The organism is Labilibaculum sp. DW002 (assembly GCF_029029525.1).
Lineage (GTDB): Bacteria > Bacteroidota > Bacteroidia > Bacteroidales > Marinifilaceae > Paralabilibaculum > Paralabilibaculum antarcticum.
The window spans coordinates 20,329-40,959 of record NZ_JAKJSC010000003.1 but is presented as its reverse complement, the minus strand read 5'-3'; the positions used below and the strand labels follow the sequence as shown (position 1 = coordinate 40,959).

Below are 20,631 nucleotides of genomic sequence, written 5' to 3'. Positions count from 1 at the left end.
CATCATGCTATTTGTAAGTTTAATGGTAAAGCGTAAATTCACAAAACAAAATATACATTGATACTTTTCACTAAACACAAAAACAACATGACAACAGTAAAAACAACTTACTTAGGCGATCTAAGAACAGAAAATATTCACTTACAATCGGGAAATAAGATTTATACCGATGCTCCTATTGATAATCAAGGGAAAGGCGAAGCTTTTTCTCCAACAGATTTAATGGCAACCTCATTCGGTTCATGTATTATGACCATTATGGGAATTGTTGCTCGCGATAACAATATCGACATTGTAGGAACTGAGCTGAACATTACTAAAATAATGGAGAGTGATCCAAGAAGAGTTTCGGAAGTTATCGTAGAGTTCAATTTTCCTGATAAAAGTTATACTGCCGAAGAAAAACAAATTATTGAAAATGTAGCCGGAACCAGTCCAGTGCCATTGAGCGTATCAACTCAAATGATACAAACCATAAAACTGAATTGGGCGAAATAGCTTTTCGATGTTAACTTTACATCCCTTACAGGATACTACTTATTTTAAATAATCTTCCATGATTTTAGTTACCGGTGGAACAGGCCTTGTTGGCTCACATTTACTATTCGATTTGCTTTCGAAAGGAAAAAAGGTTCGTGCATTGAAACGCAAGAGCAGCAACATTGAGATGGTACGTACAACTTTTGCTTACTATTCCGAAAAAGCAGATGAGCTTTTTAATAAAATTGAATGGTTCGATGGAGATATGTTAGATCCTTTTTCTTTGGAAGATGCGCTTAAAGGAATCAAAGATGTTTACCATTGTGCTGCTTTGGTCTCCTTTAAAAAAGACGATCATAAAAACATGCAGGATATTAATATTGAGGGAACTCGCAACCTGGTAAATGCTTGTTTAGATGCTGATATCAGAAAATTTTGCATGGTAAGTTCTATTGCTGCATTAGGTTCTCCGGAAGAAGGTGAAGATACGGTAAGTGAAAATACGGCTTGGAGTCCTGAAGAAAAACGATCAGGTTATTCGATTAGTAAATTTAATTCGGAACTGGAAGTTTGGCGTGGCATTGAAGAAGGATTAAGCGCAGTAATCGTAAATCCATCGATTATTTTGGGACCAGGGCAATGGAACAAAGGCAGTTCTCAACTTTTTAGTACGGTTGCCAAAGGTTTAAAATACTATACCAAAGGAATTACCGGCTATGTTGATGTTCAAGATGTGAGCCGTTCGATGCATGAATTAATGGAAAGTAAGATTGAAAATGAGCGCTTTATCCTTAATGGTGACAATTGCTCTTTCGAATTCATCTTTAAGACCATTGCAAAACAGCTTGGAATTGAAGGACCAACAAGATATGCAAACAAAAAAATGACTGGGTTAGCTTGGAGAGTAGCATTTCTAAAAAGAATCTTTTTGTTTAAAGAACCTGGTTTTACCAAAGAAAATGCACGATCGGCACATCATGTGAAATACTATTCTAATCAGAAAATTAAAGAAGCATTGGGTTTTGAGTTCATTCCAATTGAAAAGAGCATTAAGGATACCTTAATACATTACCCTATTGAGGCAAAAATTAAAAAAACTGAAAAATAAAATGAATAGAAAATTTAAAATATTCATATCAATAATAATAGGAATTATTATCACAAATCTAATACAATTGCCTCTTCCAGAATACTTAATTAAATCTGATGTAATGATTAAAAGTGTTCTGCTTAGTTTTGTATGGTTTATGATATTTGTTGGGCTTGCTTACCTTTCTTTTCAAGTATTAAGCAGAAAAAAACAAGTGTAATCAAAAAATAAAATCATTTATTCGAAAATAAGTCTCTTTACTGTCAGCTTATTTCAGGACTGGACGCAAACTAAAAAAAGCCAGATCCTAAGATCTGACTTTACTGTTTTTAATTGTTTTAACTCGTTTATGGCAACACGGCATGTCCGAAACTTACTTTAAAGTCGACACACCAAACAATAACGTATTTTAAGCTTTCCAAATCGGTTCCAGTAGGAATACTGTACTGATAATCTCCATCAAGACCTTTTAATTCACCAAGAGAAACGTAGGTTTCTGCAGTTAAATCGCTAGCTAAATAGAGCTCTAACAAAGGTCCATCGTCCGATTTAAAATCGGTTAATGATAGTGTTGAGCCATCTTCACTAATGCTTGCGGTTCCTGATGTTGGATGAGCATCGGAAACAAAATTAGCTGTTGTTGTTTCTTCTTCTTCCATCATGTTTTCCTGATCATTGGGAATTTCAACCATTTCTTCCATTTCATCGATCATATCCCCGCTGCTTGAACAGGCTGTAAACAAAAGCAGTGCAATATATAAATACCAATTTTTCATACCTTAGATCTTAAATAAATACTAATTGTGTTTTTAAAGAGTTCTTTGAATAATAAAAGACTTTCTTATCTGAAATTAGCGATTAAAATACGATTATACAAGTAAGTATCTAATATTTAGGACGAATGATACGATCTTAAGTATGAATAATGCTATTTTTTGGCTTAGGGATTATAGTGGAAACCCCGCAATGAGGAACGAATGAGGAGTTGAAACGGAAAGCCCGACCCGAAGGGGAAGCCCCAAATAAATTTTTTTGAGTTGAATTATCGGCATAAAAAAAGCCATTTCAAATAAATGAAATGGCTAATAATCAATTTTTTAATCGATTTTAAAGCTTAAAAGCTTCTTTTACTTTCTCGATATAGTCTAGTTTCTCCCATGTGAAAAGCTCTACTTCCATTGTCTTATCTTCGAAATAAGGCGAAGCAAATGTTTTCGTAACAGTACGAGGCGTACGTCCCATATGACCATAGGCAGCAGACTCTTCGTAAATAGGGTTACGTAGCTTTAAACGTTGCTCAATAGCAGCAGGGCGAAGGTCAAAAATCTCAGCAATTTTATCAGCAATTTCGCCATTGCTTAACTCAACATTCTTTTTGCCATAAGTTTCAACAAAGATACCTACAGGCTGTGCCACACCAATAGCATACGACAATTGAACCAAAATTTCATCGGCTACACCAGCAGCAACAAGGTTTTTTGCAATATGACGAGAAGCGTAAGCCGCAGAACGGTCTACCTTTGAAGGATCTTTACCCGAGAATGCACCACCACCGTGAGCACCTTTTCCACCATAAGTGTCAACAATAATCTTACGACCAGTAAGCCCCGTGTCACCATGAGGGCCACCAATCACGAATTTCCCTGTTGGGTTAACGTGAAGGATAAAATCTGCATCGAAGAAAGCCTGAACACGTGCTGGCAACATGTTAATCACACGAGGGATTAGGATATTGCGAACATCGTCTTTAATCTTAGCCAACATGCTCTCATCATCAGGACCAAAATCGTCGTGCTGAGTAGAAACGACAATGGTATGCACACGCTTAATGCTGTCATTATCGTTATACTCAATAGTTACCTGTGATTTTGAATCAGGACGTAGGTAAGTCATTTCTTTACCTTCGCGACGAATAGCCGCCATCTCGATTAACAAACGGTGTGACAGGTCAAGAGATAAAGGCATATAGTCGTCAGTCTCCTTACTAGCGTAACCAAACATCATCCCTTGATCACCCGCTCCCTGGCTCATTGGATCTTCACGATCTACACCACGATTAATGTCATCCGATTGCTCGTGAATAGCCGTTAACACACCACATGATGTGCCATCGAATTGGTACTCGCTTTTGGTATAACCAATACGGTTGATTACCTGACGAGCCACATCTTGAGCATCGATATAAGTTTTGGTTTTTACTTCTCCAGCTAAGATAACCTGTCCTGTTGTTACCATAGTTTCGCAAGCTACTTTCGAGTTAGGATCGAAAGCTAAAAATTTGTCCAATAAAGCATCTGAAATTTGATCAGCAACTTTGTCTGGATGTCCTTCTGAAACGGATTCAGATGTAAATAAATATCCCATAATTTAAATAATAATTAGTTGTGATGTCGATATTATTAAACGAATTAATAAATCGACAAGCGTTGTTGTTTAAGTCCGCTAAGTAAATAGCGGAGTACACGATACGGGAAAGCAATGGTTGGTTGTCTAGGTGCAGAAAAGCACATAGTTCACCATTTAGCATTTTTTTCTGTGGTCGCAAGCAGCCAAATCTTTCCACTTAATTCGAGGCAAAGGAAATGATTATTTTGGAAAGAAACAAAACTAAACTCTTGGTTTTACAACATTTTAACAAATGCTTGATCTGAAAAACAGGGACTTCCAAGCCAATAAAGAGCTACAAGTCTTTATTGTAGTGGAGATTTCTATTTTTGTAAGAGAGAACACATAAAATTATTTCACACAAGGTAAAATCAATCCATATCAGATTTCTTTACCACCGAGAGCACGAAAGGTAACAGAGGAAGAGCAAGACTTAGAAAAAAAAGACTTATTTTTTTTCTCTGTGATACTCTGTGGGACTCGGTGGTAGAATCATTTTACACAATGTAATCTAACTAACAATTCTTTTCTTCCACCACAGAGGGCACTGAGGCGCACAGAGGATTTACATTACCGAAAGAAATAAATACTGAATACGAACAAAGAATTACAAAGGGAAACCTAAATCTAACTTTTTCTCGGTGACACTCTGTGTAGCTCAGTGGTAGATATTTTTTTTAATGAAATGGAACTACTTTTTAATTTTTAAATACATAGCACAGAGATGTTAATACCCATTAATAACTCTCTTAATGCCGTACTTTAGTTTTTCAACATTGAAATTAATCATCAAACCAATTCGTTTATCAGCCAATTTTAGATAGGTAAGTGTTTGTGCTAAATGAATATCCTTAAAGGAAACAATAGATTTTAATTCTACCACAACCTGATCTTCAACAAATAAATCAATACGATATCCACAATCTAATTTTACTTCATCGTAAATTAATGGCAAGGCTTTTTCTTTTTCAACTTTTAAGCCAGCCTTTAATAGTTCATAATACAGGCATGCACTATACGCTGATTCTAACAATCCAGGCCCAAGCTTAGAGTGCACTTTCATTGCAGCCTTAATTATTTTCTGAGTAATTTGATCTTCTTTCATATTGTTTATTTTGTAAAATTAAATTTACATCAAAACAATTTAAATCAAACTGTTAATTCGTGGAAAATGTCTTCCAGATTTTTCGATTGGGTGTTCATTTCAAGGATTATGAGGTTTTTGGAAACCGCAAATTCAAAAATATCTTTTCGGATATCCTCATTAGAAACAATTGAGAAACGATTCTCTCCTAAAGACTTGTAATTATCTATCCCAGCAATTTCGCTTAGCAGTTCTGATGGAAATTCGGTTGCGAATTCGACTTCCACAATTTTAGCTTCTTTTCGATTGCTTAGAAAATCAATATCTCGATCGGCAACCAACTGACCTTTGTTTACAATTAACACTCGCTTACAACAAGCTTCAACTTCTTGCATAATATGAGTTGATAACATCACCGTTTTTTCTCTGCCAACTTCCTGAATCAAGTTTCTGATTTCGATTAATTGATTGGGATCCAAGCCGGTTGTTGGTTCATCTAAGATTAGCACTTTAGGATCGTGAATTAATGCCTGTGCAATTCCTACTCTCTGGCGATATCCTTTCGAAAGAGATGCAATTTTTTTGTTCTGTTCTAAGCCCAAGCCTGTCAATTCAACCATTTCAGCAATTCGCTTCGCTTTCGATTTTCCTAGCTTGTAAATGGATGCTACATGATCTAGATATTCTTTCACGTACATTTCTAAATACAGCGGATTGTGCTCTGGCAAATAGCCAATTTGTCTTTTTATATCAAGAGAATCAGTACTTACACTCAAGCCATTTACCTCTACCAAACCTGAACTTTGCGGAATGTAACCGGTAATTATTTTCATCATTGTGGATTTTCCAGCACCATTTGGCCCTAAAAATCCGACAATTTCGCCCTGTTTAATTTCAAAACTCAAATTATCCAAAGCCTTTTGCTTTCCGTATAACTTGCTTACTTCCTGAACCTTTATTGACATTGAAATGTATTTTAAACTACTAATCTGAGGTTGAATTTAATCATTCTTCCGTTCTTTTTATGAGAAATCCGTAATTCGTAATTAATAATTCATAATTAGCTACCTTTGTACTTCTAAATTAAAACCAAGGAAATGAGTCTCTCAAATCATCAACTTTTTTGTAAAGATCTGTTTAACTACTCTCGTCGTAAATCGTCTGAATCTTTAATTGGAACTACTGCCTTAGGCGGTAACAATCCGATTCGCATTCAATCGATGACCAATACCGATACCAATAATATTGAAGCCAGTGTAGAGCAATCGATTCGAATGATTGAATCGGGAGCAGAATATGTTCGCCTTACTACTCAAGGCACAAAAGAGGCCGAGAACCTTAAATTTATTAAAGAGGAATTGGTAAAAAGAGGCTATAACACGCCTTTGGTTGCTGATATTCATTTCAATCCGGCAGCAGCCTTAATTGCTGCCAAATATGTCGATAAGGTTCGTATCAATCCTGGAAACTTTGTTGATAAAAGAGCTGATTTTGCAAATCCAGGATATGGAGATGTAAAGTATCAGGAAGATTTAGAAAAAATACGAGACAAATTTATTCCACTAATTCGTCTGTGCAAAGAACACAATACGGCAATTAGAATTGGAACCAATCACGGCTCTTTATCGGATCGAATCATGAGTCGATATGGCGATACGCCAAGAGGAATGGTAGAGGCAACGCTAGAATTTTTACGAATCTGTAAAGAACAAAACTTTCCGAATGTTGCCATTTCAATTAAATCGAGTAATACGATAATGATGGTGAAAACAGTTCGTTTGCTGGTAAGCGAAATGGCGAACGAAAACATGTTTTACCCATTGCATTTAGGCGTTACTGAAGCTGGCGAAGGCGAAGATGGACGTATTAAATCGGCTGTTGGAACTGGAGCTTTATTAAACGATGGTATTGGCGATACGGTTCGCATCTCTCTTACCGAAGATCCAGAAATTGAATCTCCTGTAGGAAAAAAATTGGTTGATTACGTTCTAGAAAAAGAAGGGCACCAGCCGATTGCTCCAATCGAAAATGTAGATGTTAACCTATTCGATTTTTACAAAAGATCAACGCTAGTAATCCGCAATATTGGAAGCTCTAAAGTTCCTGTTGTGGTTACCGATGCTAGTCACGAATCGTATATTTCTACCGAATTGCCAGAGAAGGCAGGTTATGTTTTAAACGAAGATACTTTTGAATGGGAAAAGGGCAAGTTAGCTGCCGATTACCTTTTTGTAAATGGTTTTGATGCCATTTTTGCTGATTACCCAAAAGATTTGGGCATAATTGTAGATCAGGAATGTTGGGAAATGGCGAATAATTTTGCCGAAAACACTTATCCAATGTTTCAGGCAGATGAGTTTCTTACCGGTAATTTATCTTTCTTCCACAGCGATCTCTTTTTTGTAGAATGCAGCTATTCGCAATTAACTGATGCATTTATTCAGGCGGTAAAGGACAATCCCAAAGTGGTTTTGGTATGCTCATCGAATCATCAGAATGCTTTTGCCGAACAAAGAGCATTTACTCTACGATTGATTGAAGCAAAATGCAAAGCGCCAGTTATTTTTAAAAGATCCTTTAGCGAATCCAATCTGGAAAACCTTCACATTAAAGCTTCCGCAGATTTAGGAAGCTTATATTTCGATGGTTTGTCCAACGGAATTTGGCTCGATAACAATGGTGACATTTCTCATGAGGAGGTCAATTCTACAGCCTTTGGTATATTGCAAGCGGCACGGGTTCGAACCACCAAAACAGAATTTGTCTCTTGTCCTGGATGCGGAAGAACTCTTTTTAAGTTGCACGAGGTAGTTGCCGAGGTTAAAAAACAGTTTTCTCATTTAACTCATCTTAAAATTGGGGTTATGGGCTGCATTGTAAACGGCCCAGGAGAAATGGGCGATGTGGATTATGGCTATGTTGGCGCTGGTCCTGGAAAAGTTAGCTTGTACAAAGGGCATGAGCTAATTAAAAAGAATATTTCGAGTGATAGTGCCATTCATGAGCTTACAGAGATCATTAAAAGCCATGGAGATTGGATTCATAAATAATATCTATTAATTTTTTTTAATCACTCTTTGTTTTATATCTTGCATATAGACCAAATGCACTGTATACATTGAAAAACAAAGTATTACTTATCATCTTCATTTTCCTTTTTAATTTTGCTTACGGAGACAAGCTAGAACTTAATGGCGTTTTCTTAGGCAAAAATATCTATGTCATGAATCCATTTTCCGACTCGGGTGTTGGTTTCTGTGTATATGAGGTTACAGTTAATGGTCAAACTTCTACTGATGAAATTAATAGCAGTGCTTTCGAAATTGATTTAAGTCAATTTAAATTTGCCATTGGCGAAAACTTACACATTAATCTCCACTACAAAAATGGATGTTTTCCAAAGGTTATTAATCCAGAAGCCATAAAACCAAGCTCGTCTTTTAACCTCCAAACTGCTAGTGTCGATAAAAAAGGCATCCTTCATTGGACTACCAAAGGAGAATTAGGCTCCTTAGCTTTTGTAGTTCAACAATATCGATGGAATAAATGGATTACCATAGGAGAAGTTGAAGGAAATGGAAAGCCTCAACTTAATAAGTATGAATTGGATGTTCGTCCGCACTCTGGCGAAAACACTTACAGAATATATCAAACTGATTATACAGGGACACCTAATTATTCTGCAGATATTAAGCATGAATCTGCCCTTTCAGCCATTACTTTTGGACCCGAAAAGGTAAAAGACGAATTGCTTTTTACCCACGCTACCTTATACGAGATTTACGATAATTACGGAAATATCGTTTTTAAAGGATTCGGAAATAAAATAAAGCTGGAAACATTACAAAACGGATTGTATTACATCAATTACGACAATACAATGGGAAGCTTCCGTAAAAAATAGATTCCTCTACTAGAACAAATCCAACACTGTTTCCCCATTTTCCAAATCCAAAAAGTGTGCCTTCATGCCTACCGATTTTGCGGCTTCGTAATTCGCATACATATCATCAACAAATAAAGTTTCTGATGGCACCAAACCTTCTTGCTCTAAAACGCTTGTATAAATCTTAGGATCGGGCTTTCGTAAACCCATATTATGCGAATAATAATCTTTTTCGAAAAAATCAGATAAACAAACATTGTGCTGTTCTTTTACCATACCCATATAAGCTTCCCAATGAATGATATTGGTATTACTCAATAGAAATATGCGGTGATTCTTTTTTAGGCGATCTAAAAGCTCTAAACGTTCAGCTGGCAAATCCAACAACATCGAATTCCATGCGTCATCAATTTGCAGATCCGTTACTTCGGCATCTATGTATTTTCTTAATTCGCTTCTAAAAAACTCTGGACTTATGATTCCTTTTTCCAAACGATCGAATAATCCATTTTCTTGATATTCTTTTTTAATGCGATCCACATCGGAAAGACCAATCGCTTGGAAACTCTTAACTGCCTGATCCGTATCAATATTAAGGAGCACGCCTCCAAAATCGAAAATTATATTAGGGATGGAATTGTATTTTTGCATAAAAAAAATTGTTTCAAATTTTGAATAATTCAATGCAAATATGTAACATTGCAGTCGCAAAACAAAGGTAATAAAATACTTTTACCGTCTTGTTTTTGTCGGGCCTATAGCTCAGCTGGTTAGAGCACCTGACTCATAATCAGGGGGTCCATGGTTCAAGCCCATGTGGGCCCACCCCCAATAAAAAACACCTAATCTTTTGATTAGGTGTTTTTTTATGCTTTAAAATGTCCAAACATCATTTCGTATTAGCATAAAACCTCTTGTAAGTAAGACTATTAGTAGTTAAAAAATATCTACCACCGAATTACACGGAGTGTCACCGAGAAAAAATCAGCCTAATTCTTATATTCTTCCAAGTCATGCAAATCCTCTGTGCGCCTCAGTGCCCTCTGTGGTTTAAAAAACTGGATGTAAATAAAAACATTACTGATACAAAAATCTACCACCGAGTTTCACGGAGTATCACCGAGAAAAAATCAGTCTAATTCTTATATTCTTCCAAGTCATGCAAATCCTCTGTGCGCCTCAGTGCCCTCTGTGGTTTAAAAAACTGGATGTAAAGAAAATCATTACTGATACAAAAATCTATCACCGAGTTTCACGGAGTATCACCGAGAAAAAATCAGCCTAATTCTTATATTCTTCCAAGTCATGCAAATCCTCTGTGCGCCTCAGTGCCCTCTGTGGTTTAAAAAACTGGATGTAAATAAAAACATTACTGATACAAAAATCTACCACCGAGTTTCACGGAGTATCACCGAGAAAAAATCAGTCTAATTCTTATATTCTTCCAAGTCATGCAAATCCTCTGTGCGCCTCAGTGCCCTCTGTGGTTTAAAAAACTGGATGTAAATAAAATCATTACTGATACAAAAATCTATCACCGAGTTACACGGAGTGTCACCGAGAAAAAAAAAATACCTGAATGCTTCTGCTATTTAGTCTTTATGGCTTTAAATACTTAAGCATTTCTATTGGTATTGTAAAAACCACACGACTCAATCGTGCGGTAGCGGTTAAAAATACTGGATGTAAATAAATTCTTTACGGATATAAAAATTTACCACCGATTCTCACCAGAAAAATCAATAAATACATTTCATCAAAGTAATTCAGATCTGAAATAAGAGTGAATTATATCACAAAGTTAAACTTGACACATTTGACAAGATAATAGTTATATAGATTCACTTAAGTTTGTATTCTCTCAGCTTAAAATGATGTTTAACCTAGCCTTACTTTTGTGCAAACACCAGCAATATCTTCTTAGCTATTACGGCTTGCCATACTTAAAATTAGATTAATGAAACTTAAACACCTCTTTCTACAGCTAAGTCTACTATTGGCACTATTTGCATGTTCCAAAGAAGAAGATGAAAGCTATCACCAACCTGAAATCACCACTTCGGGAATTTCCATAATAACAAATACAAGAGCTACTTGTGGTGGTAATTTAACTAGTAACGGGCATATGCAAATTACAGCAAAAGGCCTTGTTTGGCATACTTCAGCAAATGTTAGTTTAGATGTTAATACTGGGAAAACAGTAGACGAAAATAAAGCCGGTAAATTTGTAAGTACCCTACTCAATTTAAAAAAGAACACAAGCTATTATGTACGCGCATATGCTACAAATGATTTGGGAACAACATATGGCGAAGAAAGAGAGTTTACTACTGCTAATGGAATGGATATGATTAGTGTACAAGGTGGCAACTTCCAAATGGGTAGCAATAATGGGGATCCAGATGAGAAACCGATTCATTCGGTTACTATAAGTAGTTTTGAAATTGGCAAATATGAGGTGATGCAGGCACAATGGACTGCAGTAATGGATAATAATCCATCCCACTTTAAAGGTGACAGCCTGCCCGTAGAACAAGTCGACTGGAACGAAATACAAACATTTATTAACAAGTTAAATGAACAAACCGGCTTAAACTATCGCTTGCCAACCGAAGCTGAATGGGAATTTGCCTCTCGAGGTGGTAATTTAACACATAGCTACACCTATTCGGGCAGCAATACTCTCGATGATGTAGCTTGGTATATCAATAATTCAGGCAATAAAACACACAAGGTAGGAAGCAAACAAGCCAATGAATTGGGCATTTACGATATGAGTGGAAATGTATGGGAGTGGTGTTCTGATATCTACGGCAGCTATAGCAGCAATTCCCAAACAAATCCACAGGGTTCTTCATCAGGATCTTACCTGGATAATCGTGGTGGTGGTTGGTTCAGTGGCGAAAACCGTTGCCCCGTTTCGAATCGTAGCAACTGCTATCCAAGTAGCAATTACGACAGTTTAGGCTTTCGCTTGGTCCTCAGTTTGTAGTCCTTCATTTTACAAGCTACACAAGCAATTTAGTAAAAGCGGGTAGACTTCAATAGGCAAAGCCTCAATCACCAATAAAAATATCTAGATTACTTTGTTTTGACTTTATTAGAACATGTTTCGCTATAATAAAAGCGATCCTAAAATGAAGTCCTTTTTATTACATAAAGCACTATTTGCAATTAAACTCACTTTGAAATAAGAAAATAATTGGCAAGAATAAGAAACTTGACAGCTCTGACAGCCTTATACTTATGTGAATTTTATTAGCTTTGGTACTGTTCAATTTGATATGATTTGTTAACACATAAGAAATAACAACAATATTGGTGTTATAAACTAGTTGGCAAACATTAAAGACAACAGTGCTATAAATTAATTTCTTTGGTTCAATAAATATATTTCCAATTACAGAAATGCCTAAAATGAATTAATATGAGATTCTTCCCATTAGAATATTTAATATATGAATCTGAACTATCTGAGAGTGTAATAAAAAACAATATCAGTCATAATATCGAGCCAAAGAAAACCTTTAGGATAGGATTAAAGAACAATCAATCAAAACCATACGAAGGATATTTGAAAGAGAATACTTTTAAAATAAAAAGGATTATAAACAATAAAAACTCCTTTCGTCCAATAATAATAGGTGAAATATCTCAAATATGTGGCAGTACACAAATAAAGGTAAAAATGAGAATGTATATTATTGCATACATATTCATGACTATTTGGTTTGGTGGAGTTGGATTTGGACTTATTACTTTATTAAAGTCATGTATTGATGAAAACAAGTTTGAACCTGCAATTTTTGTTCTATTGGGTATGTTGTTAGCAGGATACCTCATGATGATTGTAAGTTTCAAATTTGAGAGTAGAAAATCGAAAAATGACTTGGAAGAAATATTAAACTCAAAATTAATAAAATAACGTTTGCCAACAGCGGGTCATAGCGCATGCCGCGGTCTGTCTCGGCTGGATGCAGAAGTGAGAATTTGAACGACAAAACTATAATCAACAGACCTGCGGGAAATGCGGCACGTCGCCATACCCGCGAAACGTTACCTGTAATTATGAAACCAACATTAGAACTACCAAAGACAATTCGTCCTCTACGATTGGATGAAATCCCAAAGAACTCTTCTGCGAAAGAGAGAATTGAACTGCGGGAAACAGCAAGAATTGTTGAAGGATATAAAATATTACCTAAGGATAACAATCAAGAGCATTCGGAATTACCATTTAATTTCTTTGCTGAAATAAATATTGACAATTCAAGATTATGGGATTTAATCATTGCATTAAGTGAAGAATTGCCAGAAGAGTCAGCTTTGATCTTTAACCATGCAGATTCGGAACCAAATTATGGGAAATATTTAGATAAAAAATACGTCCTCGAATTTTTAAGTCATTACAAAAAAGAAGTAACTGGAGACACATTCATTGATATTGGATTAATTTTTCATACAGAATCTGAATTAATTGAAATATTTATTCCTGAATCAAAATACATTAAATTTTGGGGTGTTAATCAAAAGTCGTTCTTAAAAATCATGGAGTTTTTTAATTTACAAGAAGTAACTGAAATTGAATTTGTTGATGAATATCCAAAAGTAAGAGAAGCTTTAAGTCTATTTGATAATAACATTACTGAATCAGAAAAATTGATTAAAATATTAAAAAAGGAATTCTTATAAATAACAACAGGCACAAAAGCTAAATTTTCATGGGCGTTGATGAGCAATTTGATAGTTCAACTTAATTAAGAAAAACCTGCAAGCCAATTAAACTTGTCTTGCTCAAAATATAAATAAGTAAATTTAATCGGCTTGCTTACTTAGTGCTTTATTAGAATGAAATATGAACCATTTAAATATTCAATTATGAAATCAAATTCAAACTATTCAATTTACAAAAATGGAATTTTCATACTTTTTTTAATATTAATAAGCAATATAAGTTTTGCTCAAACGAAAGTTGAGCAAATCGAAGAACTTTTAAGTACCTATGAAGAATATGGTAAGTTTAATGGTTCCGTTTTAGTATCCGATCAAGGAAAAGTTATCTATAAGAAAGGATTTGGTATGGCAAATATGGAATGGGATATTCCAAATGAAGCCAATACAAAACATCGTTTAGGGTCAATTACCAAACAATTTACTGCAATGCTAATTTTACAATTAGTAGCGGAAGGGAAATTAGATTTACAAGCGCCAATTACCACCTATCTGCCAGATTATCCAAAAACCAGTGGTGATATTATAACTATCCATCATTTACTAACACACACTTCAGGAATACCAAATTACACAGCATTTCCTAAATTCATGGATGACGAAAGTCGCAATCCATATACTCCGGAAGAATTTGTGGGAAAATTTGCTGATAAGGAATTGGAATTTACACCAGGTGAAAAATTTAGCTATAGTAATTCGGGTTATTTTCTTCTCGGTGTTCTTATTGAAAAAGTATCTGGGAAAAGCTATGAAGAAATGCTTCAAGATAAAATTTTCGACCCACTAAACATGACAGATACGGGTTATGATAATCATGGGGATATCTTAAAAAATAGAGCTACAGGATACGAAAAACAAGGTGGAAAGTATGTAAATTCTAAATACTTAGATATGACGATTCCATATTCAGCTGGTTCGATGTATTCAACTGTTGATGATCTTTATAAATGGGATCAGGCTCTTTATACCACTACTCTTTTACCAAAAGAATATATGACAATGTATTTTAAGCCTAACATATCTGCTTTTGGCAACACGCATTATGCGTATGGTTGGGCTGTTGGCTATGATAAAATAGGATCCTCAAAAGATAGTATCTATACCATAAGTCATGGTGGCGGTATTAATGGTTTTAATACTAATATTTCTAGAGCAACTTCTGATAAATCTTTGGTAGTCCTTCTAAATAATACCGGTGGTGCACCGCTTAACGAAATGACAATAGCTATTCGAGGTATCATGCATGGCAAAGACTATAATAGACCTAAAAAGTCGGTAGCCGATGCGGTATTGCTTGTTATTAAAGAAAAAGGTATTGATGCTGGAATATCTCATTACAATAGCATAAAAGATTCTGAAGCTTATAACTTAAGTGAAAGAGAAATGAATAATATTGGTTATCAACTTATGGGTTCTGATAAAGTGGAAGAAGCCAGCAAGGTATTCCAACTTATTATTACAGAATTTCCTACATCGTCGAATGCCTATGATAGTTTTGGAGAAAGTTTAATGAAGTTAGGTAAAAACGAGCTAGCGATTAAAAATTACAGAAAATCAGTAACACTAAACCCCAATAATCAAGGTGGTATCAATGCATTAAAAAAACTTGGGGATGATGTAAGCGATTTGATAAAAGAAGTAAAAGTATCCAATGCTGTTTTAGATACTTATATCGGTAAATACGAACTCCAACCGGGATTTATTATTACCGTTAGCAGAGAAGGAAATCAATTAAAAACGCAAGCCACAGGACAACCGATAGTTGATATATTTCCAAAATCTGAAAATGAATTTTATCTAAAAGTAGTTGATGCACAATTAACCTTTAATAAAAATGATGCTGGCAACATAGATAGTTTAACCCTTTTTCAAGGAGGGCGTGAAATGAAAGGTAGAAGAATCGATTAATTTCAAACCATTAGTAATATGCAATTTACCTATAGAAATTAGCCACCGTACAACAATGGCTATAGGTAATTGCTTGTTCTCATCTACGTAGGAATTTCTAAAGGAATATCCTACGTAGTAAGCACTTACAAAGTTAAGTGTTAAGCCACGCAACCACTTATATTCATACATACCACGAATAGATAAAAGACAAGCTATGGCAAAAACAAAGACCTTAAATAGCTTAATTCACAGTTTAGCTCATTCCTACTTTTCTACTTTGAATTATTGGGATGGCGGATACATGAGCGATTGGATTGTGAATGCCGCATCTGAATTAGGAATGGATGAAGTGAAGGTTGATGTATTGGAAAAAAGAATCTCACCAAAAGAAATGGAAATTAAACCATTATTGTACTATTTGGACTCTTTACCTCCCATTATTGCGAAGACTTTAAAAAATAATGACCTGCCTTCAGACTTTATTACTGAAGCGAGATTTGAAATTACCATATCAGAAAATCGGCTTATGCATTGTGATGGATATGCAAAAGGAATCAACGAAAGAATCTATAAATCAAAGCCATATTCAGAACAATCATTTGAAACATTTAAAGCTTTTAATCAGTCTTTAAAATAAATTGGAAAGAATTTGAAACTTGAAAACTCTGACGGCCTTACACTTATTTGAATTTTATTAGCTTTGGTACTGTTCAATTTGATATGAGTTGTTGACACATAAGAAATAACAACAATATTGGTGTTATAAACTAGTTAGCAACAAGGCAAAGCAACTAAGTATAACTATTTGTGCATGCAATATCATTTTGCTTGAAAGGGAATAGATTTATAGACTACAGTATTGGCGATATGTATAAACATAGAAAATATTTTTTAAGATGATTATAGAAAAACAAATAGAGTTAGCTAAGAAATTTCATCAACTTCATCAAGAGAAGCAAATGCTTGTTTTGCCTAACGCTTGGAGCGCTGGAAGTGCCATTGTTTTTGAAAAGCAGGGATTTAATGCGGTAGCGACTACTAGCGCTGGTATTGCTTACTCTCTTGGTTATCCAGATGGAGAGGGTATTCATTTCGAAGATCTCTGTACGGTAGTTAAACAAATTACCAAGAGGATATCTATACCTCTATCGGTAGATTTTGAGTGTGGATACGGCGAATCTGTTGCAGAGGTTAAAGAGAATGCTAAGAAATTAATCCTTGCAGGTGCAGTGGGTATTAATATCGAAGATGGCTTGCCAAACGGAAACTTAAACGATTTAGATTTTCAGCTCGAAAAGATTGAATCATTAGTTCAACTGAAAGAAGAATTAGGAATTCCATTTGTAATCAATGCACGGACTTGTGTTTATTGGTTGGATGTTGCCGATGATGCATCAAAAATTGCTACAGCAATAGAAAGAGGAAACGCATTTGTGAAATCTGGTGCCGACTGTGTATTTATTCCAGGAGCATTATCTGAGGAAATAGTTGAAACTTTAGTGTCAGCAATTGACGCCCCGTTGAATATTATAGCCAATCCATTATTCAACGATTTTCAGAAATTAAATAGAATAGGAGTCAGAAGATTAAGTGTCGGTTCAGGTGCTGTTAGATCAGCATTTAACCATTTAATTGCTATTGGGGATAATTTGAAAAAGGGTGATATAAGCTTAATGTTGAATCATCAATTTTCATACAAATATGCTAATGAGTTTTTTGAGTAGGTGTATTAAATGATAAATAGAATAATAGTTAACAAAAGCCCAGTTGCTAACAAAAGCTAAATTTCATGGGCATTGATGAGCAGTTTGAAAGTTTAGTGCAATTAAGAAACACCAGCAAGCCAATTAAAATTGGTTTGCTAAAATATAAACAATTTCACTCGGCTTGCTTATTTGGGGCATTGATAAGATTAATCTTTTAATCGCCCACGAAACTTAGCAAGCCCGTTAGCAGCAATAAAAAACAAGACAGTGAGAAACCTATTTTTACTTTTAACATTTAGCACTCTTTTATTTAGACTTTCAAATAGTGTAAATGCACAAGGTTTTGAAGGCAAAATCGTATACCAAAAGGCAATAGAAAATGCTAATCCTGAAAAAATAACAGAAAAAGAATTTAAAGCATATTTTGTTAATCCACTAGCAACATCTGTTTTATATATAAGGCAAAATCAATACAAATTGGCAACTCATTATGGAAATAAGAAAAAACTCCACACTATAGATTACTACAATCCGAATTCGAGATGTGCTATTCGATTTATGAATTGGGAGAATAAAATATATCAAGAGTATAACATTGAGGAATATTTTCAGAGATCAATGCCTGTCACAGAGAATATTAACGACACAATAAATGTATTAGGGCATAAATGCCATTCAATAACAATAACAACAAGTATAAAGCCTTTTAGGACAACAACAGTATATTTTTCAAGAGACTATAAATTAGACACAAAATATCTTAAAAATGATTCTTATCGGTTTCTAAAATATATATACGAATGTGGAGCACTCCCATTGAAAATTATAAAATCAGGTAAAGATGTATTTTATAATGAAGTATTCACTGCAGTCAAAGTATCTAAGGAATCTTTAAAGGACAAAATATTTAAACAGCCCAAATTAAAAAGATTTAAGAATGTGACCTTGTGAAAATTTAAAGCTGCTAACAAAAGCTAAATTGTCATGGGCACTGATGAGCCAGTTGAAAGTTTCGTACAATTAAGAAAAACCAGCAAGCCAATTAAAATTGGTTTGTTCAAAATATAAACAAATTTACTCGGCTTATTTCGGTGCGCACTGATAAGGAAATCTCATTAAATCGCCCACAAAATTTTAGCAAGATTGTTAGCAATAATATAGAACCAACAGAAATTCAATAAATATGAAGAACATACTTTTAATATTAACCTTAATTGCGATAAACATGATAGGTTATTCTCAAGAATTACCTACAGAACCAGCAAATGGATATGCATTTCCAATTGGTAGTAAATTCACTATTAAGTTACATCCTATTGACTCAACAAAATTTGACTACTCGATTATAGAATATGAACCATTTCAGGAGATAATTGATACGTGGGAAAATGACTCTATTTTTAAAGAGAATGGACAAAAAGGAACTATAGAATTTTATTTTTGTTTATCAACAAGTGGTGATTCTCAAGAAGAAAAAGAAAAAAACATGAAAGTCCTTTTATTGATGAAAAACAGGACTGAATATTCTTTAACATACAATTCAGATATTCAAACTGATGAAAATGGAGAGTTTAAAGGAACATCAAATGTTGGGACATTCTCAGGAGCAAAAGGTACAGAAATGTGGCCTTATATGATTCATCAAATTGGACTGAATGATTTTAAGAAAATGGAATAAATACTATTGCTAACAAAAGCAAAATTATCCTAGGCGTTGATGAGTAGTTTGATCCCGATAGCTATCGGGAGCCCAAAAAAATCAGCAAGAACGTTGAGCTTTATAAACGAGAAACTTAAACCCTAATAAACCCATGAAAAACTTTATTTTACTAGCAACAATTATTGGATTCATTTCCTGCGACTCTATGAATAGCAAAACGACGAACCTAACCCAAGAGAATATTGCAGATAATGCCGAACTGGTTGAGATGTTTAAAAATGACCAAGCAGATCGAACAAATCATATCGATTGGAATATTGTACAAAAAAACGATAGCATAAGGGAAGCAAGAGTCTATGAATTATTAGATTCAAATAAAGTACGTACATCAAAGGACTACAATAATGCGGCATTAATTTTTCATCATGGAGAAGACTCTGTTGCCTATGGAATGGCAGTAAAACTAATAACCAAAGCGATAGAATTGGATTCAACAATAAACAAATGGTTCCTGGCTGTAGCGACTGACAGATATTTGTTGAGTACAAATAAACCTCAAATTTATGGTACGCAATACAAGAGATTAGACAATAAAATTGTTGTGAGAGAAAAAATGGACTCAACAAAAATTACTGACGCCGAAAGAATCGAATGCAAGGTTGAAACTTTAGCCGAGCAAAGAGAGAAAATAAAAAATTTGAATCGAAAAAAACTAACAGAATTGCTAGAGGAAGGAAAAACCATTGATGAAATAGTACAAATTGTCAAGCAAATTGAAATTAAGAACTCCCCATACGATTTGCGTGAGAATTGGATGAACAATTTCGGCTATCAGCTCATTAGACAAGGTAAAAAAGAAGAGGCATTAAAGATCTTTAAACTAAATACAGAATTGTACCCAAATAGTTTTAATACGTTTGATAGTTACGGTGAATGCCTGTTAGATTTAGGAGACAAAGAGAAGGCAGTTAAGGCTTATCGGAAATCTTTAGAATTAAATCCTGACAACAAAAATGCTAAAAAAGTAGTAGCGGAAAATCAGTAGTACCACATAAAGTGTGTAAGTTATTCTGATTTTTTCACAGCCCAGAATAAGCAATTTACCCACAACAAAAAAAACACCTAATATTGCCATTAGGTGTTTTTTTATGCTTTAAAATGACTTCAGACTATTTCGCATTGTGCCGATAAATATCTAAATCTCTTTGTTTTGCTTCTAACTTCTCTTTCAATTCTTCTATTATCTTGATATAAGATTCAATATCTGTTTTAGCATCCTCCAAATTAAGCAATTCAATTTTTGCCTCCTTTAATTCAAGATAAGTAAGAATAATATTATTGTACATGCCAACATGAGAAGTGCTGTCTTCTGCAACAAATTTGCTTCTCATTATCGCTAATTCTGTGGAAATCAACTGATCTGTAAATTCTATATTGGTCCCCTTTATTTCAATGGAATCAATCAAGTTTTTTACCTTATCCATCTTTTCGCCAAAAAGATTTGTGTTTTTTTCTTCCAAACTTAGATACTCAAGTCTATTATGAAGATATCTATTTTCCTTTTCAGGAACTTTTAGATTAAAGAACACGATAACAACAACCAAGGAAGACGTTAGTAGAAATAAGAAAAGAAAGCTAATAAATGCCTTTCTTCGTTGCTTTACATTAAGTGATTTCATATTATAATAAGCTTTACTTTTTTATACTCAAATTACGTAA

At 34.5% G+C, this 20,631-nt stretch carries 19 protein-coding genes and 1 tRNA gene; 14 read left to right on the top strand and 6 right to left on the bottom strand.

Features of this window, described 5'->3' with window-relative positions:
• Positions 1–87: 87 nt before the first annotated feature.
• Both L3049_RS14550 and L3049_RS14545 read left to right on the top strand, forming a co-directional pair.
• Positions 88–498 carry an OsmC family protein gene (locus L3049_RS14550; RefSeq protein ID WP_275110544.1) on the top strand — a complete coding sequence of 137 codons (411 nt, stop codon included), beginning with the start codon at positions 88–90 and terminating at the stop codon, positions 496–498.
• A gap of 58 nt (positions 499–556) precedes the next feature.
• Positions 557–1,588: an NAD-dependent epimerase/dehydratase family protein gene (locus tag L3049_RS14545; RefSeq protein WP_275110543.1), complete on the top strand. Its 1,032-nt coding sequence runs from the start codon at positions 557–559 to the stop codon at positions 1,586–1,588.
• A gap of 329 nt (positions 1,589–1,917) precedes the next feature.
• On the opposite strand, the gene L3049_RS14540 is transcribed toward L3049_RS14545, so the two are convergent.
• From L3049_RS14540 to gldA, 4 genes are all read right to left on the bottom strand, one after another.
• The gene (locus L3049_RS14540; RefSeq protein ID WP_275110542.1) at positions 1,918–2,346 is read right to left on the bottom strand and encodes a DM13 domain-containing protein; all 429 of its coding nucleotides are present in this window, start codon (positions 2,344–2,346) and stop codon (positions 1,918–1,920) included.
• Between the two features lie 331 nt (positions 2,347–2,677).
• Complete coding sequence (metK, locus tag L3049_RS14535) at positions 2,678–3,934, bottom strand: methionine adenosyltransferase (protein ID WP_275110541.1); 1,257 nt, start codon at positions 3,932–3,934, stop codon at positions 2,678–2,680.
• A gap of 748 nt (positions 3,935–4,682) precedes the next feature.
• On the bottom strand, positions 4,683–5,060 hold the full coding sequence (locus L3049_RS14530; RefSeq protein ID WP_275110540.1) for a GxxExxY protein: 378 nt from the start codon (positions 5,058–5,060) through the stop codon (positions 4,683–4,685).
• A 44-nt stretch (positions 5,061–5,104) separates the two neighbouring features.
• Complete coding sequence (gene gldA, locus L3049_RS14525; RefSeq protein ID WP_275110539.1) at positions 5,105–6,004, bottom strand: gliding motility-associated ABC transporter ATP-binding subunit GldA; 900 nt, start codon at positions 6,002–6,004, stop codon at positions 5,105–5,107.
• Between the two features lie 132 nt (positions 6,005–6,136).
• Here gldA and ispG point away from each other — a divergent pair, with 132 nt between their 5' ends.
• A complete protein-coding gene (gene ispG / locus L3049_RS14520; RefSeq protein WP_275110538.1) occupies positions 6,137–8,089 on the top strand; it encodes a (E)-4-hydroxy-3-methylbut-2-enyl-diphosphate synthase in 1,953 nt (650 codons plus the stop codon).
• Positions 8,090–8,157: 68 nt separating this feature from the next.
• Entirely contained in the window at positions 8,158–8,943 is a 786-nt protein-coding gene (locus L3049_RS14515; RefSeq protein ID WP_275110537.1) for a hypothetical protein, read from the top strand.
• Between the two features lie 9 nt (positions 8,944–8,952).
• Here the strand turns inward: L3049_RS14515 and L3049_RS14510 are convergent, their stop codons facing one another.
• The gene (locus L3049_RS14510) at positions 8,953–9,576 is read right to left on the bottom strand and encodes an HAD family hydrolase (RefSeq protein ID WP_275110536.1); all 624 of its coding nucleotides are present in this window, start codon (positions 9,574–9,576) and stop codon (positions 8,953–8,955) included.
• Between the two features lie 100 nt (positions 9,577–9,676).
• Here L3049_RS14510 and L3049_RS14505 point away from each other — a divergent pair.
• The 10 genes from L3049_RS14505 to L3049_RS14460 all read left to right on the top strand — a co-directional run bounded on the left by L3049_RS14505 (position 9,677) and on the right by L3049_RS14460 (position 19,957).
• Positions 9,677–9,750: transfer RNA gene (locus L3049_RS14505), tRNA-Ile, on the top strand.
• A gap of 1,132 nt (positions 9,751–10,882) precedes the next feature.
• Entirely contained in the window at positions 10,883–11,917 is a 1,035-nt protein-coding gene (locus L3049_RS14500; RefSeq protein WP_275110535.1) for a formylglycine-generating enzyme family protein, read from the top strand.
• Between the two features lie 435 nt (positions 11,918–12,352).
• The gene (locus L3049_RS14495; protein ID WP_275110534.1) at positions 12,353–12,850 is read left to right on the top strand and encodes a hypothetical protein; all 498 of its coding nucleotides are present in this window, start codon (positions 12,353–12,355) and stop codon (positions 12,848–12,850) included.
• A 26-nt stretch (positions 12,851–12,876) separates the two neighbouring features.
• Positions 12,877–13,617, top strand: coding sequence for a hypothetical protein (locus L3049_RS14490; RefSeq protein ID WP_275110533.1), 741 nt, complete (start codon positions 12,877–12,879; stop codon positions 13,615–13,617).
• A gap of 186 nt (positions 13,618–13,803) precedes the next feature.
• Complete coding sequence (locus tag L3049_RS14485; RefSeq protein ID WP_275110532.1) at positions 13,804–15,564, top strand: serine hydrolase; 1,761 nt, start codon at positions 13,804–13,806, stop codon at positions 15,562–15,564.
• Positions 15,565–15,760: 196 nt separating this feature from the next.
• Positions 15,761–16,183, top strand: coding sequence for a hypothetical protein (locus L3049_RS14480; protein WP_275110531.1), 423 nt, complete (start codon positions 15,761–15,763; stop codon positions 16,181–16,183).
• 259 nt (positions 16,184–16,442) lie between these two features.
• On the top strand, positions 16,443–17,270 hold the full coding sequence (locus L3049_RS14475; protein WP_275110530.1) for an isocitrate lyase/PEP mutase family protein: 828 nt from the start codon (positions 16,443–16,445) through the stop codon (positions 17,268–17,270).
• Positions 17,271–17,519: 249 nt separating this feature from the next.
• Positions 17,520–18,203 (top strand): hypothetical protein, encoded by a 684-nt coding sequence (locus tag L3049_RS14470; protein WP_275110529.1) that lies wholly within the window; start codon positions 17,520–17,522, stop codon positions 18,201–18,203.
• Positions 18,204–18,435: 232 nt separating this feature from the next.
• Entirely contained in the window at positions 18,436–18,930 is a 495-nt protein-coding gene (locus tag L3049_RS14465) for a hypothetical protein (RefSeq protein WP_275110528.1), read from the top strand.
• A gap of 133 nt (positions 18,931–19,063) precedes the next feature.
• Positions 19,064–19,957 (top strand): tetratricopeptide repeat protein, encoded by an 894-nt coding sequence (locus L3049_RS14460; RefSeq protein ID WP_275110527.1) that lies wholly within the window; start codon positions 19,064–19,066, stop codon positions 19,955–19,957.
• A 124-nt stretch (positions 19,958–20,081) separates the two neighbouring features.
• Here L3049_RS14460 and tssO read toward each other — a convergent pair whose 3' ends face one another.
• Positions 20,082–20,591 (bottom strand): type VI secretion system TssO, encoded by a 510-nt coding sequence (gene tssO / locus L3049_RS14455; RefSeq protein WP_275110526.1) that lies wholly within the window; start codon positions 20,589–20,591, stop codon positions 20,082–20,084.
• Between the last annotated feature and the right edge of the window lie 40 nt (positions 20,592–20,631).

Excerpts from the sequence above, each read along its gene's own strand:
- L3049_RS14465 (WP_275110528.1), top strand. The coding sequence starts at position 18,436 with ATGAAGAACATACTTTTAATATTAACCTTAATTGCGATAAACATGATA.
- metK (WP_275110541.1), bottom strand. The coding sequence starts at position 3,934 with ATGGGATATTTATTTACATCTGAATCCGTTTCAGAAGGACATCCAGAC.
- L3049_RS14480 (WP_275110531.1), top strand. The coding sequence starts at position 15,761 with ATGGCAAAAACAAAGACCTTAAATAGCTTAATTCACAGTTTAGCTCAT.
- L3049_RS14550 (WP_275110544.1), top strand. The coding sequence starts at position 88 with ATGACAACAGTAAAAACAACTTACTTAGGCGATCTAAGAACAGAAAAT.
- L3049_RS14545 (WP_275110543.1), top strand. The coding sequence starts at position 557 with ATGATTTTAGTTACCGGTGGAACAGGCCTTGTTGGCTCACATTTACTA.
- L3049_RS14500 (WP_275110535.1), top strand. The coding sequence starts at position 10,883 with ATGAAACTTAAACACCTCTTTCTACAGCTAAGTCTACTATTGGCACTA.
- L3049_RS14460 (WP_275110527.1), top strand. The coding sequence starts at position 19,064 with ATGAAAAACTTTATTTTACTAGCAACAATTATTGGATTCATTTCCTGC.
- L3049_RS14510 (WP_275110536.1), bottom strand. The coding sequence starts at position 9,576 with ATGCAAAAATACAATTCCATCCCTAATATAATTTTCGATTTTGGAGGC.
- L3049_RS14490 (WP_275110533.1), top strand. The coding sequence starts at position 12,877 with ATGCCGCGGTCTGTCTCGGCTGGATGCAGAAGTGAGAATTTGAACGAC.
- tssO (WP_275110526.1), bottom strand. The coding sequence starts at position 20,591 with ATGAAATCACTTAATGTAAAGCAACGAAGAAAGGCATTTATTAGCTTT.
- L3049_RS14475 (WP_275110530.1), top strand. The coding sequence starts at position 16,443 with ATGATTATAGAAAAACAAATAGAGTTAGCTAAGAAATTTCATCAACTT.
- L3049_RS14495 (WP_275110534.1), top strand. The coding sequence starts at position 12,353 with ATGAGATTCTTCCCATTAGAATATTTAATATATGAATCTGAACTATCT.
- gldA (WP_275110539.1), bottom strand. The coding sequence starts at position 6,004 with ATGTCAATAAAGGTTCAGGAAGTAAGCAAGTTATACGGAAAGCAAAAG.
- L3049_RS14540 (WP_275110542.1), bottom strand. The coding sequence starts at position 2,346 with ATGAAAAATTGGTATTTATATATTGCACTGCTTTTGTTTACAGCCTGT.
- ispG (WP_275110538.1), top strand. The coding sequence starts at position 6,137 with ATGAGTCTCTCAAATCATCAACTTTTTTGTAAAGATCTGTTTAACTAC.
- L3049_RS14530 (WP_275110540.1), bottom strand. The coding sequence starts at position 5,060 with ATGAAAGAAGATCAAATTACTCAGAAAATAATTAAGGCTGCAATGAAA.
- L3049_RS14485 (WP_275110532.1), top strand. The coding sequence starts at position 13,804 with ATGAAATCAAATTCAAACTATTCAATTTACAAAAATGGAATTTTCATA.